14 protein-coding genes are annotated in these 15415 nt (G+C 73.7%); 7 read left to right on the forward strand and 7 right to left on the reverse strand.

Translation table 11 applies throughout. The features are described from left to right. Positions 1–85: 85 nt before the first annotated feature. Together OHA84_RS06290 and OHA84_RS06295 are read right to left on the reverse strand one after the other, a co-directional pair. Positions 86–1375 carry an ATP-binding protein gene (locus OHA84_RS06290; protein ID WP_266951903.1) on the reverse strand — a complete coding sequence of 430 codons (1290 nt, stop codon included), beginning with the start codon at positions 1373–1375 and terminating at the stop codon, positions 86–88. Positions 1376–1579: 204 nt separating this feature from the next. Next, positions 1580–2383 (reverse strand): alpha/beta hydrolase, encoded by an 804-nt coding sequence (locus OHA84_RS06295; RefSeq protein WP_266951901.1) that lies wholly within the window; start codon positions 2381–2383, stop codon positions 1580–1582. Positions 2384–2685: 302 nt separating this feature from the next. On the opposite strand from OHA84_RS06295, the gene OHA84_RS06300 reads away from it, so the two are divergent. Next, positions 2686–3462 (forward strand): serine protease, encoded by a 777-nt coding sequence (locus tag OHA84_RS06300; RefSeq protein WP_266972748.1) that lies wholly within the window; start codon positions 2686–2688, stop codon positions 3460–3462. Positions 3463–3502: 40 nt separating this feature from the next. Here OHA84_RS06300 and OHA84_RS06305 read toward each other — a convergent pair whose 3' ends face one another. The 4 genes from OHA84_RS06305 to OHA84_RS06320 all read right to left on the reverse strand — a co-directional run bounded on the left by OHA84_RS06305 (position 3503) and on the right by OHA84_RS06320 (position 6669). After that, positions 3503–3811, reverse strand: coding sequence for a hypothetical protein (locus OHA84_RS06305; protein WP_266972746.1), 309 nt, complete (start codon positions 3809–3811; stop codon positions 3503–3505). Next, positions 3804–4328, reverse strand: a complete 525-nt coding sequence (locus OHA84_RS06310; protein WP_266972744.1) for an NUDIX domain-containing protein — start codon at positions 4326–4328, stop codon at positions 3804–3806. The genes OHA84_RS06305 and OHA84_RS06310 overlap by 8 nt, the downstream gene beginning before the upstream one ends. A 122-nt stretch (positions 4329–4450) precedes the next feature. Beyond that, complete coding sequence (lnt, locus tag OHA84_RS06315; protein WP_053681883.1) at positions 4451–6109, reverse strand: apolipoprotein N-acyltransferase; 1659 nt, start codon at positions 6107–6109, stop codon at positions 4451–4453. Between the two features lie 44 nt (positions 6110–6153). After that, positions 6154–6669 carry a hypothetical protein gene (locus tag OHA84_RS06320; RefSeq protein WP_078999338.1) on the reverse strand — a complete coding sequence of 172 codons (516 nt, stop codon included), beginning with the start codon at positions 6667–6669 and terminating at the stop codon, positions 6154–6156. Positions 6670–6997: 328 nt separating this feature from the next. Between OHA84_RS06320 and OHA84_RS06325 the strand changes: the two genes are divergently transcribed. After that, on the forward strand, positions 6998–7972 hold the full coding sequence (locus OHA84_RS06325; protein ID WP_266972741.1) for an ADP-ribosylglycohydrolase family protein: 975 nt from the start codon (positions 6998–7000) through the stop codon (positions 7970–7972). Between the two features lie 42 nt (positions 7973–8014). Here the strand turns inward: OHA84_RS06325 and OHA84_RS06330 are convergent, their stop codons facing one another. Continuing rightward, a complete protein-coding gene (locus tag OHA84_RS06330) occupies positions 8015–8809 on the reverse strand; it encodes a glutamate racemase (protein ID WP_053681885.1) in 795 nt (264 codons plus the stop codon). A gap of 210 nt (positions 8810–9019) precedes the next feature. Between OHA84_RS06330 and OHA84_RS06335 the strand changes: the two genes are divergently transcribed. From OHA84_RS06335 to OHA84_RS06355, 5 genes are all read left to right on the forward strand, one after another. Beyond that, a complete protein-coding gene (locus OHA84_RS06335) occupies positions 9020–10192 on the forward strand; it encodes a glycosyltransferase (protein ID WP_053681886.1) in 1173 nt (390 codons plus the stop codon). 246 nt (positions 10193–10438) lie between these two features. Further along, complete coding sequence (locus tag OHA84_RS06340) at positions 10439–10942, forward strand: DUF6643 family protein (protein ID WP_053681887.1); 504 nt, start codon at positions 10439–10441, stop codon at positions 10940–10942. Between the two features lie 81 nt (positions 10943–11023). Further along, the gene (locus OHA84_RS06345) at positions 11024–11851 is read left to right on the forward strand and encodes an MOSC domain-containing protein (RefSeq protein ID WP_053681888.1); all 828 of its coding nucleotides are present in this window, start codon (positions 11024–11026) and stop codon (positions 11849–11851) included. Positions 11852–12134: 283 nt separating this feature from the next. Continuing rightward, complete coding sequence (locus OHA84_RS06350) at positions 12135–12746, forward strand: hypothetical protein (RefSeq protein WP_266972738.1); 612 nt, start codon at positions 12135–12137, stop codon at positions 12744–12746. Between the two features lie 162 nt (positions 12747–12908). Beyond that, the gene (locus tag OHA84_RS06355) at positions 12909–15377 is read left to right on the forward strand and encodes a right-handed parallel beta-helix repeat-containing protein (protein ID WP_053681890.1); all 2469 of its coding nucleotides are present in this window, start codon (positions 12909–12911) and stop codon (positions 15375–15377) included. Positions 15378–15415 lie beyond the last annotated feature (38 nt).

The raw sequence follows: 15415 nt of genomic DNA on the forward strand, positions 1-15415 counted from the left end.
CGGTCCCGCCGGTTCCTACGGCCGGCGTGGTCGTGGCCGTCCGGCCGAAGCTCCGGCGCCGGTCCCCGGTCGACGCGCGGCCGGCCTAGAACCGGGCGTGCGCGGTGATGTCCGCCGCGAACTCCCCCGTCATCGCCGGGGTCACCGAGGGCCGGCACTGGGCGACCGCCGCGAGGTAGTCCTCGGTGCTCGCGCCGGGCTGCGCCGCCGACGCGCCCCGGGTGCCCACGGCTTCCAGGTCCCGTTCGAAGGACGCCTGCGCGGCCGCCCGGGCCGCGTGCTCGATGTCGGCCGGGGTGAACAGTTCGCTCGCCTCCACCAGGGCCGCGACGTCGACGTCCGCCCGACCGGCCGTGTGCCGCGACCACATCGCGGCGCGGGCGCCGGCGTCGGGGGTGCCGATGGGGATCAGGTAGTCGAAGCGGCCGGGGCGCAGGAAGGCGGGGTCGAGGGAGCGGACGGAGTTGGTCGCACAGACCAGCAGCCGTTCGTCGCCCTCCCGGAAGCCCGGTATCAGCTTGAGCAGTTCGTTGGTCACCCCGTGGATGCCGCCGGGCTGCGCGGGCTCGGTGCGTACGGGGGCGATCTCCTCGACCTCGTCGATGAAGACGAGGACGCGTTCGAGTTCGGCGATGCGGGCGAAGGCGTCGCGCAGCGCGGCGGCGAGGTTCCCCTCGTCCGCGAGGCGGGAGGGCAGCAGTTCCACGAAGGGCCAGCCGAGTCGGGAGGCGATGGCGCGGGCGAAGGTGGTCTTGCCGGTGCCGGGGGGTCCGAAGAGGGCGATGGCGCGCGGTGGCCGTACCCCGTGCGCGGCGGCCCGTTCGGGTTCGGCGAGCGGCAGGACCACACGGCGCTCGATGAGGTCCTTCTCCTTCTCCATGCCGGCGACCTTGGTCCACAGGTCGTTCGGCAGGAACCGGCCGCCGAGGTCGTCGAGGAGTCCGGCGGCCGGTCCGTGCAGCGGCTCGGTCTTCTCGAAGTAGGCGACGGCGGGCTGGCGGGTGTAGCCCGCGTTGAGCAGGCCTTCGCCGAGCAGGTCCTCCTCGGGCAGGACGTAGGCGATCCGGCCGACGCGGGCGGCGATGAGGCGGCGCTCCAGTTCGACGAGGAGGGCGCTGGCCAGGCCCCGGCCGCGCCAGCCGGCGGCGATGGCGATCCGCATCACCCAGGCCCGCTCGCCGGTGACGCAGGCCAGGGCCGCGCCGATGGGGACGCCCTGGTGGACGGCGACCACGCAGGGCTGCCGGTCGGTGAGGGCGCTGATGCACTCGGCGAGCGAGAAGACCGACTCCTGGCCGAGTTCGGCCGTGGTGTCGATCAGGTGCACCACCGCTGCGAGATCGCTCTCGCGGTAGTCGTGGATGAGCCAGTTCACCGGGTACCGCCCCTCGTTTCGTGCTCCTGCGGCGAGGCTAGGGGCGGCGGGGCCCGACGATCACGCTCCGTCGTGCACAACAGGCGTACGGGAAACCCTCCGTGTCGTCCATAGACCGGGCGGGTGCGCCGTCGGATCCCACCGGGGTCCCGGGTTCTTTCATGGCATCCCACGGAAACGACCGCCGCGCGGCCGGTCGCGAGGTCAGTGGGTGTGGGAGTCCAGCCAGCCGAGCGAGGTGCGGGCCAGGTCCGGCCAGCCGTGGTCGACGGTCAGGGAGTGGCCCCGGTCCTCGAAGCACTGGTACTCGGTGGTGGCGCGGGAGTCCCGGTACTGCGTGTAGGTGGAGCGGGTCAGCACGTCCGGGACGGTGTGGTCGAGGCGGCCGGACAGCAGGAGCAGCGGGCCGCGGGTCTCGTTGTCGGTGTTCACCCGGGCGGCGGAGTGCGGGACGAAGTTGCCGAGCGCCAACTGGAACAGGGGGCGGGCCGGGCTCGGGATCGTCCACTCGTCGTACAGCTCGGCGGACTCGCGCTCGGAGACCGCGTTGGCGAAGCCGTAGCGGAACTGCTCGGTGTTCAGCGACACGGCGTGCTTGATGTTCACGGGGTCGCGCAGGAAGGCGAAGGTCGATTTCGCCTGCGCCGGGGCGATGGCCTTCACTCCTTTGATCTGGCCGGGGCACACGGCCACGGCCGCCGATCCGAGGCCTTGGCCGAGCAGGTGCTGGGCGATGAAACCGCCCACCGAGTGCCCGACGAGCACCGGCGCGGTGGGCAGCGCGCGGATGACCCGGGCGTGCGCCTCGGAGATCTCGGCCAGCCCGACCCCGGCCTGGTCGCCGGGGCGCCGGCGGGCCTCGGTGACGGTGGCGGGGACCCCGGGCCACTCGGGGAGGATCGGCTCGAATCCCGCGTCGAGGAAGGCCTCGGCCCAGCCCTGCCAGCTCGTGGAGTGCAACCAGAGCCCGTGGATGAACACCACGGGCGTGCGGTGCGGTGTGGTCATGGCGGGACACCTCCTGGGACCCCCGGCGCCTCTGCCAGTCTCGCCCCGGCCGGGAGGCGACGCCTGCGGAGCCCTCGTCGGCACAAGGCGGAGCCCCCGACGAGCCGGCGGGGCCCTCCTCGCGGGCCCCGTTCTCACGAGCGGGATCGTCGAGGAGCCCGGATCCTGGATGGACCCGGATCGCCGAGCGACCGGGCTTCGCGAGGTGGTTCGTCCGGTTGGTTCGTCCGGGTCCGGCATTCACAGCGGATTCATATGGAACTTCGGGCTCCGGACACAGTCTCGAAGGGCAGGCTCGATACATGATCCATCGCGTGCTCCCCCGACAGACCGGCCGCGCCCGCGCCCTGCGGGCCTCACGGATCGCGCTCGCGCTGGCCGCCATGGGCGCGCTGCTGGGCATCGACCTGCCCGACGCGACGGTCGTGACGCCCGCGGGCGTCACGGCGCGGGCCGTCCCCGACCGGACGGCGGACCGGGTGGGCGCGCTGTTCGCGGGCGGGCTGGACGGCGGCCACTTCTGCACCGCTGCCGTGGTGCGCAGCGCCGGCCGCGACGTGATCGCCACCGCCGCGCACTGTCTGGACCACCCGGAGTCCACGGTGTTCGCACCGGGTTACCGCGACGGGCGTGCCCCGTTCGGCGTATGGAAGCTCACCGATGTGCACGTGGCCCCGGGCTGGACGAGCGACGAGGACCCGGACGAGGACATAGCCTTCGCCTCGGTCGCACCGGTGGACGGCGGGACCGAGGCGATCGAGGACGTGGTGGGCGGATTCCCCGTGGCGGCCGAACAGCCGGACGACGTGTCGGTGACCATCGTCGGCTATCCGAGCACCGAGGACGCGCCGCTGCGCTGCGCCAACGACACCTCACTGTTCTCCGACACCCAGCGCCGCATCGACTGCCCGGACCTCAGCGGCGGCACCAGTGGCAGCCCCTGGCTGGCGAACGGCGCGCTGGCCGGGGTGCTCGGCGGCCACGAGGGCGGTGGCACGGTGCCGGACGTCTCGTACAGCGCGGTGGTGGGAGACCAGGCGCTGGAGCTGTACCGGGAGGCCGCGGTCCCGGCGGGCTGACCGCTCCTCGACCCGGCTCCGGACTCCCGCGCCGCCACGACTACGCGCCGGGTCCGTCCGCGAAGTCCTCCGGGTCCCTCTCGCGCAACCGGCGTACCCGGTTGTCCAGCAGGTTCGCCGCCTGCCGGTCCCCGCAGTCGAACTCCTCGCCGATCCGGTGCAGGGCCTGGATGCGACGCCCCTCGCGGATGAGGTGGTCGATCCGGGACCAACGGGACTCCGGGTCGTACGCCGGTCTCTTCAGGGAGTCCACCTCGGCCCTCAGCAGCGCCACCTCGCGCAGTGCGGCGTCGCGCTCGGCACGGGTGCGCTCCAGTGCGGCGCGCAGCCCCCCGGCCTCGTCACTCATCGCCCACCTCGTGCGCGGGCCCGCTCGACGCGGCCGTCAGTGCCTCGGACGGGGCCTCGAACCAGGTCGGCTCGTCGGTCAGGGCGCGGTGGATGCGGTCCAGGCCGAAGTCGTCCAGCGGGGGCAGGGCGTCCAGCGCGAACCAGGCCACTTCCAGTGACTCGTTGTCGTTGGCGCGGGCCTGGCCGCCGGTGGCCCGGCAGCGGAAGGTGATGTCCTGGAACTGGCAGACGTCCCCGTTCGGGTACACGATCGACTGGAGCATCTGGACCAGGACGACCCGTTCGGGGACGCAGTGCACGGCCGTCTCCTCGAAGACCTCACGTACCGCCGTCTCCGCCGGCTGCTCGTCGGGCTCGGCGATGCCGCCGATCACGGCCCACTGGCCGGTGTCGACCCGGCGGCCCAGCAGCACCCGGCCAAGGTCGTCGAAGACGATCGCGGTGACCCCGGGCAGCAGGAGCAGCTGGTGCCCGGCGGTGGCCCGGATCGCGCGGATGAAATCAGGTGTGGTCATGACCCGACCCTACGAGGCGACGGCCGTCCCGCCCGGACGGATCATGTCGGCGGGGCCCGCGGTGCCGGGCGCGGCGGGCCCGGCGGGATCCGATGGAGACGACCTGGCGCGGTGCCCGGCCGTCACACCGCCCGGCGGGCCCGGACGCGGCGTACGAGGACCCATCCGAGGCCGCCCGCGGCGAGCAGGAGCAGCGCGTACTCGGTCAGCGGCCCGAAGCGGGTGGCCGGGGTCTGCGTGGAGCGCAGCGGGACCTTCTCCACCAGCGCGTCGGCGGTGAACATCTTCGTCTGGCGGACGACCGTTCCGTCGGGCCGGATGACGGCGCTGACGCCGCTGGTGACGGGCACGAGCACGGTGCGGCTGTGCTCGACGGCGCGGACGCGGTCCATGGCGAGCTGCTGGTAGGTCATCTGGGAGCGGCCGAAGGTGGCGTTGTTGCTCGGTACGGCGATGACCTGCGCCCCGGCGCGGACGGTGGAGCGGACGGCGTCGTCGAAGGCGGCCTCGTAGCAGGTGACCATGCCGACCCGGCTGCCCGCCATGTCGAAGACGCCGGGGTCCTTGCCGGGGCCGAAGTCGCGGCGGACCCGGTCCACGTCCTTGCTGAAGATCCGGATGACGGAGCGCATGGGCATGCGCTCGCCGAAGGGTTGGATCTTGCGCTTGTCGTAGGTCTGGGTGGGGCCCTTGGCAGGGTCCCAGAGGATCATCGTGTTGCGCAGGGGGCCGGTCGGCGGCGCGATGACGGAGCCGATCGCGACGGGGACGCCGATGCGCTTGACGGCGTTGTCGATGACGTCGTGGGCGTCGCGCTCGGCGTAGGGGTCGATGTCGGAGGAGTTCTCCGGCCAGACCACGAAGTCGGGCTGCTCGGCGCGGCCCGCCTTGACGTCGTCGGCGAGCTTGAGCGTGCGGTTGGCGTGGTTGTCCAGGACGGCACGGCGCTGCGAGTTGAAGTCGAAGCCGGCGCGGGGGACGTTGCCCTGGATGACGGCGGCCACCGAGGTGCCGTCCTCGGCCGCGTCCGACACGAGCGGGCGGGCCGCGAGGGCCGCGCCGATCGGCGCGACGACGGCGAGCAGGGCGAGGGCCACCGTGGTGCGGCGGGGGTCCCGGCGGGCGACGCGCGCGACCTCGTACAGGCCGAATCCGCACAGGGCGACCGCGAAGGACAGCAGCGGGGTGCCACCGAGCGCGGCGAGCGGGAGGAGGAAGCCGTCGGCCTGGCCGAAGGCGAGCTTGCCCCAGGAGAAGCCGCCGAAGGGGACTCGGGAGCGCAGCGCCTCGGCGGCCACCCAGATGGCGGCGGCCCAGAGCGCCCGGCCGGGGAGCTTGCCGACGAGGGCGATGCCGAGCCCGGCGAGACCGAGCAGCAGTGCTTCGAGGGTGGCGAGGGCCAGCCACGGGACGGGGCCGACCTCCTCACCGGTCCAGGACAGCAGCGGGACGAGGTAGCCGAGGCCGAAGAGGAAGCCGAGGCCGAAGCCGGCTCGGGCGCGGCGGCCGTGCAGGCAGCCGGCCAGCAGGGCGAGGGCGAACGGCGCCAGCCACCACAGGGGGCGGGGCGGGAAACTCGCGTAGAGCAGCAGTCCGGCGAGGACCGCGATCAGGGAGCGCGTCTGCCACGGGGCCTTGCGGGCACCGGCGAGCACGGTCCGCGACAGGCGGGCGGCCGTCCACTTCCCGTCGTCGGGACCACCGGGGTTCGCGTCGGCCGCGGCTGCCGCGGTGGAGGGGGAGGGATCGTTCCCGGCCGCGCGGGTGACACTGCTGCTCATCTGGCGGAGTGTACGTCCCCGCGCGCGCGAAGCGGGTGACCGGCTCAGTGGGCCAGGGCACGCAGGTGGGTGCGGATGACCCGGACCGCGTTCTCGGCGTCGTCGACGGTGACCGTGAACAGTTTCCCGTCGCCCAGGCGCAGCTCCACGCCCTCGCCGCGGCGGACGACGACGGCGGTGCCCTTGTCGGGGCGCCAGCGGTAGCCCCAGCCGCCCCACTGCTGCGGGGTGATCTGCGCCACGAACTCGGCGGAGGTCACCTCGGACAGCGGGATGGTGCGACGGGGCAGCCCGATGTGGCCACAGCGCACCTCCATGGCCCGGGAGTCGACGGTGACGGCCACGTGGACGAAGGCGAGGGTCCCGAAGAGAACGAGCAGACCCACCGCGAGACAGCCGATCACAGCCATGAGCAGGGGGACGATGCCCGCCGTCCACGCGTAGTCGACGGCGAGTTCGATGCCCAGCGCGAGGCACGCCGCACCGATGCCGGCGAGCAGCCACTGTGCACGGTTGGAGGCGCGGCCCGTCCAGAGCGGACCCGGGGGGTGACCCGTCATGTGTAGCAGCGTACTCACGTTCCGCACGCGCGCCACCGTCTCTCCGCCGCCCGGTTCGACGGCGTCGCCCCCGGGCGGGCCGGTCGATCGGTCTCCCACCTCGGCGAACGCCTCAGCCGGGCACCGCGGCGGCGCCCGGCCCCCACGATCACCACAGCCGTGGTACTCCACCTGTTGCACCCACGGTCGTGGTGGGCCGACCAGGTGAATCGGGAGCGAAGGAGCACTGCGTTCAGCGGTACCGGAGCCGCCGGGCCGGGCCGGAGGACCCGGGGGGTTTCACCCGCGGCCTGCTGGACAGCATCTGCCCCGACGAACAGGAGGCATCGTGACCGGTCGGCTCGATCGTGCGGTGGGAGCGGTGCTGGGCTCGGCCGCGGGGGACGCGCTCGGCGCGCCCTTCGAGTTCGGCCCCGCCGGTGAACTGGCGGCGCGCGGGAAGGAGATGGCCGGGGGCGGTGGATGGGACCCGGGCGAGGCGACCGACGACACGCAGATGGCGGTGCTCGTCGGCGAGTCCCTGCTGGAACACGGCGGGCTCGAACTCCCCGACGTCTTCGCGAGGTTCCGGCGCTGGGCGGCCGGGCGACCCAAGGACATCGGGCTCCAGACGGAGGACGTGCTGACGAACGGCGCGTCGTGGGACCTGGCCGCCGCCCTGCACTTCCAGGTGAACTCACGGGCGGCGGGCAACGGTTCGCTGATGCGCGCGGCCACCTCGGCGGTGTACTTCGCGGCCGCCGGGCGGGAGGCCACCATGGACGCGGCCCGGCGGATCGCGGCCCTCACGCACGGCGACCGCGCCGCCTGGGAGGGCACCGCCGTCCTGCACGAACTGGTACGGGTGGCCCTGGACGGGGCCGATCCGCTGGCCGCGCTGCCCGCGACACTCGACGCGGTGCACCCGGACCACCGGGAACGCTACGGGCGCGTACTCGCCCCGGACTGGCACCCGGACCTGGCCACCGAGTTCAACGGGGCCGTGTGGCCCTGCCTCGGCTCGGCGGTGTGGGCTCTGCGGACCACCTCGGGGTTCCCCGAGGCCGTGCGCGCCGCGGTGAACCTGGGCGGGGACACCGACACCGTCGCGGCGGTCACCGGAGCGCTGGCCGGCGCCCGGTACGGCCGGGGGGCGATCCCGGACGCCTGGACCGGGCCCCTGAACGTACCGATGCCCGGCTACGGGGACCGCACCCTCGACGCGGCCGGGCTCCGGGACCTGGCCCTGCGACTGGCGGACGCCGGCCCGGGCGCCGAGAGCCCCGACGTCGTCCCGCCGACGGCCGCGGGCCGGGCTCACTGACCTTCCGGGCCTTCGGGCCGCCCGGGCGGGCGGCCCGCGCTGTCACTGACCGACGGTCGCGCCCGTCCCGGCGAAGAGTCGACCCTCGGCGTAGCCGAGCACCTCGGCGGGCAGCTCCGAGGGACGTCCGCTGAGCAGCACGGTCAGACCGCCCGTGCGGGGCAGACCCGGCTCGGGGCGGGCGCCGATGCGGCGCAGCGCCTGACCGGCGACGGCTTCTGCGGACCCGTGGAACACGAACCCGTTCCCGCCGGTGCGCTCGATCAGGGCGGCCCGGATGGGCGCCTCCACCAACTCGTAGTGCGTACAGCCGAGGACCACGTCCGTGACGTCGGGCGGGGTCAGCGCGGCGGCCGCGGCGACGGTGCGCGCGACGGCTTCCTCGTCGGCGTACTGCACGGCGTCGGCCAGCCCCGGGCAGGGCACCTCGGTGACCGGGACACCGGCGGCGAACGCGCGGATCAGGTCGCGCTGGTAGGGGCTGCCCGTGGTGGCGGGGGTGGCCCAGATGGCCACGCGACCGCCGGCGGAGGCCGCCGGCTTGATCGCGGGGACCGTGCCGATGACCGGGATACCCGGCTCCAGCGCGGCCCGCAGGGCGGGCAGGCTGTGCACGGACGCGGTGTTGCAGGCCACGATCAGCGCGTCCGGCCGGAGCGCGGCGGCGGCCCGGGCCACGTCCAGGGCCCGCCCGGTGAGGTCGGCGGGGGTGCGCGGACCCCACGGCATCCCGTCGGGGTCCGAAGACAGCACCAGATCGGCGTCCGGCCGCAGCCGGCGCATCGCGGCGGCCGCCGCGAGGAGGCCGATTCCCGAGTCCATGAGCGCGATCTTCACTTGGTCACCTTAATCGACGCCCCCCTCGAACCCGACCTCCACGCCCCACGACGCCGGGCCCGGGGCCGCCCCGGCGCCCGTTCCCGGCGGCGGGCTCCACACCGGCCGCGGCACCCTTCCGGCGGGCCGGGACGGTCCCGGGCCCGCCTCCGCGGGGCGCCACGCCCCGAAGTGCGCGACACGCACCGCGGGTTTCGACACACTGCGGCCATGGGCCTCCTCCTCACCGCCGCGTACGTCTCCCTCGCCGCCTGGCTCTGGCTCGCCCTCGCCCAGGGCATGTTCTGGCGCACCGACGTCCGGCTCCCCCGGCGTACCGACCCCGCGCACTGGCCGTCGGTCGCGATCGTCGTCCCGGCCCGGGACGAGGCGCGGGTGCTCCCGCTCAGCCTCCCGTCCCTGATCGCCCAGGACTATCCGGGTGCCGCCGAGATCTTCCTGGTCGACGACGGCAGCACCGATGGCACCGCCGATCTCGCCCGGCGCCTGGCGGGCGAGCAGCCGGGGCTCGCTCTGACGGTCCTCTCCCCCGGCGAACCGGAACCGGGGTGGACCGGCAAACTGTGGGCCCTGCGCCACGGCATCGGGCAGGCCCGCACGGCCCGCACCGCGGAGCCGGACTTCCTCCTGCTCACCGACGCCGACATCGCCCACGAGCCCGACAGCCTCCGCGAGCTCGTCGCCGCCGCGACCTCCGCGGACCTCGACCTGGTCTCACAGATGGCCCGGTTGCGGGTGACGAGCCCGTGGGAACGCCTCGTCGTCCCCGCCTTCGTGTACTTCTTCGCACAGCTCTACCCGTTCCGGTGGGTCAACCGCCCCGGCGGCCGGACCGCCGCCGCCGCCGGCGGGTGCGTGTTGCTCCGTACCGCGACCGCCGTACGCGCCGGCGTCCCCGACTCCATCCGACAGGCCGTCATCGACGACGTGTCGCTCGCCCGCGCCGTGCGTCGGTCCGGCGGCAGGATCTGGTTGGGGCTGGCGGAGCGGGTGGACAGCGTGCGCCCGTACCCCGCGCTGGGCGATCTGTGGCGGATGGTCTCGCGCAGCGCGTACACCCAACTGCGCCACCAGCCGCTGCTGCTGGCCGGCGCGGTGGTCGGCCTGACGGTGGTCTACCTCGTCCCGCCCGTGGCCCTCGTCGTGGGACTGGCAGCCGCGCACCCCGCCCCGGCGTGGGCGGGCGGTCTCGCCTGGCTGCTGATGGCGGGCACCTACCTGCCGATGCTGCGCTACTACCGGCAGTCGGCCGCCTTGGCCCCGCTGCTTCCTTTCACGGCGCTGCTCTACCTCCTGATGACCGTGGACTCCGCCGTCCTGCACCACCGGGGTCGCGGGGCGGCCTGGAAAGGTCGCACCTATGCCCGTCCGACCGACGCCTGAACCGACCGGGCCCCACCTGAAAGCGTGTCATCCGAGGTCATCGCGTTGTGACGGAACGTCAGCACCACATGGGTGCACCGCACAACCGGTCGGTACGAGTAGCAGCAAGTCGGGGCGGAAGTGGCGAATCGTGCACGCGGAGGTGAAGTGAAGCCTGTGGCTCTGACCTGCGAATATGCAGGTCAGGGCGGTGTTGGTCACACCTCGCTATGGACCCGGTGAAGTCGTGGGCTTAACTTAGGTCCCATGACCTCCCCCCGCTCCACTTATGGCGGCGGTTACTACTCCGCGCCCTCCTTCCCGGACACCCCCATCTACGACTCCCTCGTCGCCGAACGCGGCACCCCGCAGATCGCGCCGATCCGTGTCCCGGCCCAGTACGACTCTCCGAGTGCCGGTTATTCGAGCGGTGGGTACCTGCCGGCCCTCCCGTCCGCCCTGCCCGCCCTGCCGCCCGCACCGCAGCAGCAGCAGGCTCCGGCGTACGGGTACCCGTACCAGCAGCAGTCCGCACCGCAGCAGATGCCCGTGCCGTTGCAGCAGGCGCCCGCGCCGTACATCCCGCAGCAGCAGCCCGTCGCCTCGCGTCCGGTGTACGCGCAGCAGCAGCCGCAGCAGCCCCGTCCGGTCGCCACGGGCACCGGGTACGAGGCCATGCGCCCGGCGGCTCCCAGGCCGATGCAGGCACCCGTGCAGGCCACCTCGTACGAGGACCCGTACGGCCGCCAGTACCAGGGGCGCGGCTACTGACCGGTCCTGCCGGAGGTCGGGTGATCGGCGCCGCACGGCGCTGACCTGGGGACGCGTGAGGGCGGCCGGTAAAATGCCCTCATGCCGACCCTGTATGTCCATTCGCTCCATGTCCATCCCGTCAAGTCGGTGGCGGGGATCGCTCCCGACGAGGTGGCCGTGGAGCCCTGGGGTCTGTCCGGTGACCGCCGCTGGGCCGTGGTCGACGTCGAGGGTTCGGTCGTCACCCAACGGCAGCAGCCCCGGCTGGCCTTGGCTTCCTCGCGTCCGCTCGCGGCCGGCCGGATCGTGCTGTCCGCGCCCGGAATGGCGGACCTGACGGTGGAGGTGCCTGAGCCGGGGCCGCTGGAGCCGGTCGTGCTGTTCGGCAAGAAGATCGAGACGGTGGTCGCCGCCGGCGAGGCCGGCGACTGGCTCAGCGCCTTCCTCGGGATGCCCGTCCGGCTGGTGCACCTCGACGATCCGGCCGTCCGACGCCCGGTGGACCCGGACTACGCGCTGCCCGGCGAGACCGTGAGCCTGGCCGACGCCTATCCGCTGTTGATCACCACCCTGGCCTCGCTGGAGGCCCTGAACGAGCTGATCGCCCGCGGGGACCATCCTGAGGAGGGGCCGCTGCCGATGAACCGGTTCCGGCCGAGCCTGGTGGTGGCGGGTGGCGGGGCCTGGGCCGAGGACGGCTGGCGGCGGATCGCGGTGGGCGACACCGCCGTGTTCCGGGGGGTGCGGGAATGCGGGCGGTGCGTCGTCACGACCACCGACCAGCGGACGGCGACGCGGGGCAAGGAGCCCCTCAAGACCCTGGCCCGACACCGGCGGATCGGGAAGTCCCTCGCTTTCGGACGGCAGGTGGCGCCGGTGGCACTGGGCACGGTGCGCGTGGGCGACGAGGTCCGCGTCCTGGAGTGAGCACGCCGACCACGACCGGGCCGGGGTGACCGTCCGGGCCGGGGTGACCGTCCGGACCGGTGCCGCCGGAACTACACCTTCGAGGGGCTCGACCCGCCCCACGGAACCAACCGGCCCGGCGGGGCCGTTGAATGACTCGGGACGGGTGACACCGGACGGCCGGCGCACGGGGGACGTGCACCGGATCGGGTGACCACATGTCCGCGCGTCCCGGAATGCGCGTCCACCGGGCATGCGGGAGGCTTGGACGCGCAGACAGACGGAGGCAAGGGGGTGCCGGACCGTGCGGACAGCAATGGGTGTGTGGCGTTGGCGGCGCAATCCGCTGCGCCGACCGACCGATCTCTTCGAGGCGTGGGTGGCGTTCGCCGCCGTGATCTGCGTCCTGCTGGTGGCTCCGGCCGTCGGCTGGGCCACGGGACTCCAGGTGGACGGCACCCTTCAGCGCGCCGCGAGCGAACAGCGGCAGGAGCGGCAACTGGTGCCGGCGGTGGTGCTCCGCACGGCTCCGGACCCGCCCGCCGGCGCGGAGAGCGATCCGACGGCCGACCGGCAGACCCCGGCACGGACTCAGGTCGTGGCCTCCTGGATCGCGCCCGACGGCACCAGCCGTCAGGGGACGGTGCCGGCCGCCGAGGAGCCACCGCGTCCCGGGGACAGATTCCGGATGTGGACCGACTCCGGGGGGCGGCTGGTGGGCCGCCCGCTCGACCCGTCGGCGGCGTCCTTCCACGCGACGATGGCCGGTCTCGCCGCCGCCCTGGGCCTGGCCGCCCTGGTGGAGACGGTCCGGCGTCTGGTCGTACGCCGGCTCATGCATCGGCGGTACTCGCGTCTGGACCGTGCGTGGGCGGCGGCCGGCTCGGACTGGGGCCGGGCGGGTGCGGGCAGCTGACCTGGCAACTCATCGGCCCCGCGCGCGCTACGGTGGTCCGGGTGGTTCAGCCGCTCCAGGCACTTCGATCTCTTTGAGCTGCCTCGGTGGCGTCAGTCGCTGACGTCAGTCGCTTCGGCAGCGGGATTACCGCGAATACGAGGGTGGGGGCACGACAGCACCATGGCTCAGGGCACGGTCCAGGTGACACACGGCGGGGCTTCGCGGTGGCGCCGCCGCTCCGGTGAGTATCCGACACTGAGCGCCGCGCTCGCGGTCGCGGGCGACGGGGACGTCCTCTCCATCGGCCCCGGCACCTACCGCGAGAACCTGGTCCTGGAACACGCCGTGACGCTGCGCGGCCTGGAGGGCGGGGTGGGTTCGGTACGGATCGCCCCGCTCGACGGGGTGGCGCTGACCGTGCGCGCCTCCGCCGTGATCCAGGACCTGTACCTGGAGGGCCAGGACCGGGCGGCGCCCGCGCTGCTCGTGGAGGACGGCTCCCCCGAGTTGACCGACCTGCGCGTCAACACCCGCTCGGCGGCCGGCATCGAGGTGCGCGGCAGCGGGGCCCGGCCGCTGGTGCGCCGTTGCACGGTGGAGAATCCCACCGGGGTCGGCATCGCCGTGCTCGACGGCGGCGGCGGGGTGTTCGAGGAGTGCGAGGTCGTGGCCGCGGGCCAGACCGGGGTGTCGGTGCGCGGTGGCGCGCGACCGCGTCTGGAACGCTGCCGCATCCACCACGCCACGGGCGCGGGCATCGGCGTCACCGGCGAGGGCTCCGGCCTGGAGGCGCTGGGCTGCGAGGTGTACGAGATCAAGGGTGCCGGTGTCCAGGTCGCGGCGCGGGCCACCGCCCGGCTCACCGACTCCTCGGTGCACCGCACCTCGGCCGACGGGGTCACCCTCGACACGGACGCGGTGCTCACGCTCGCCGGCTGTGACATCCACGACATCCCGGAGAACGCGGTCGATCTGCGCTCCCGTTCGGTGCTGACGCTCAGCCGCACCACCGTGCGGCGCTTCGGTCGCAACGGCCTGTCGGTGTGGGATCCGGGGACCCGGGTGGTCGCCGAGTCCTGCGAGATCCACGACAGCACCGGCGACTATCCGGCGGTGTGGGTCAGCGACGGGGCCACGGCCTCGTTGGACTCCTGCCGGGTGCACGACGTGCCGGACGCGCTGTTCGTCCTGGACCGGGGCTCCCGTGTCGACGTCGTCGACAGTGATCTCTCCCAGGTCCGCAACACCGCCGTCTCGGTGAGCGACGGGGCGACGGCGCAGTTGGACGACTGCCGGATCCGGGAGGCGGCGACCGGGGCCTGGTTCCGCGACCACGGCAGCGGCGGCACCCTCGCCAACTGCACCGTCGACTCGGTACAGACGGGTGTGATCGTCACCAAGGGCGCCGACCCGGTGTTGGAGCGGTGCACGGTCACTTCCCCCACGGAGGCGGGGTTCTATGTGTCGGCGGGCGGTCGAGGGACTTTCACGGCCTGCCGGGTGAGCGGCAGTTCCGGCTTCGGTTTCCATGTCATCGACGGCTCGCGCACCACCCTCGCGAAGTGCCACACCGAGCGCTGCGCGCGCGGCGGCTACGAGTTCGCGGAGGACGGCCCGGTGACCGAGGACTGCACGAGCGACGAGTCCGGGCCGCGGCTCGCCGCCCAGTCGGCCGCGGTCGGCGGGGCGGGCGGGGCGCAGGCGGGGATCCGTACCCTCGTGGCGGACCAGAGCCCGGCGGCGCGGGCGGCGGACGTGCCGCCGGCCCGGTCCGGCGAGCCCGAGGCGGAGCGGGCGACGCCGGCCCGCGGGTCGGGCGAGGTGTTGGGCCACCTGGACGCGCTGGTGGGCCTGGACAGCGTCAAGCGCGAGGTGCGCGCCCTCACCGACATGATCGAGGTCGGTCGCCGACGGCAGCAGGCGGGCCTCAAGGCCGCCTCGGTGCGCCGGCACCTGGTCTTCACCGGCTCCCCCGGTACGGGGAAGACGACCGTGGCCCGTCTCTACGGGGAGATCCTCGCCTCGCTCGGGGTGTTGGAGCGGGGTCACCTGGTCGAGGTGTCCCGGGTGGACCTGGTCGGCGAGCACATCGGGTCGACGGCGATCCGTACCCAGGAGGCGTTCGACCGGGCGCGCGGCGGGGTGCTGTTCATCGACGAGGCGTACGCGCTGGCCCCGGAGGACTCGGGGCGGGACTTCGGGCGCGAGGCGATCGACACGCTGGTGAAGCTGATGGAGGACCACCGTGACGCGGTGGTGGTGATCGTCGCCGGCTACACCGCGGAGATGGACCGGTTCCTGACCGTGAATCCGGGTGTCGCCTCGCGGTTCTCCCGCACCATCACCTTCGGCGACTACGGGCCCGAGGAACTGCTGCGGATCGTGGAGCAGCAGGCGGAGGAGCACGAGTACCGGCTGGGCGAGGGCACCCCGAAGGCCCTGTTGGCGTACTTCACGGACCTTCCCAAGGGGCCTGCCTTCGGCAACGGCCGCACCGCGCGCCAGACCTTCGAGGCGATGGTCGAGCGGCACGCCGGGCGGGTGGCGCAGCTCGCCGATCCGGGGACCGACGAGCTGACCCTGCTCTTCCCGGAGGACCTTCCGGTGCTGCCGGGGCCGACGGCCGCGCTGCCGGCCGGGACGCTCTGAGACGGGTCGGCGGTCGCCGGTTCGCGACGTCGGGTGCG

This window comes from Streptomyces sp. NBC_00513, assembly GCF_041431415.1.
In the GTDB taxonomy this organism is placed as follows: domain Bacteria; phylum Actinomycetota; class Actinomycetes; order Streptomycetales; family Streptomycetaceae; genus Streptomyces.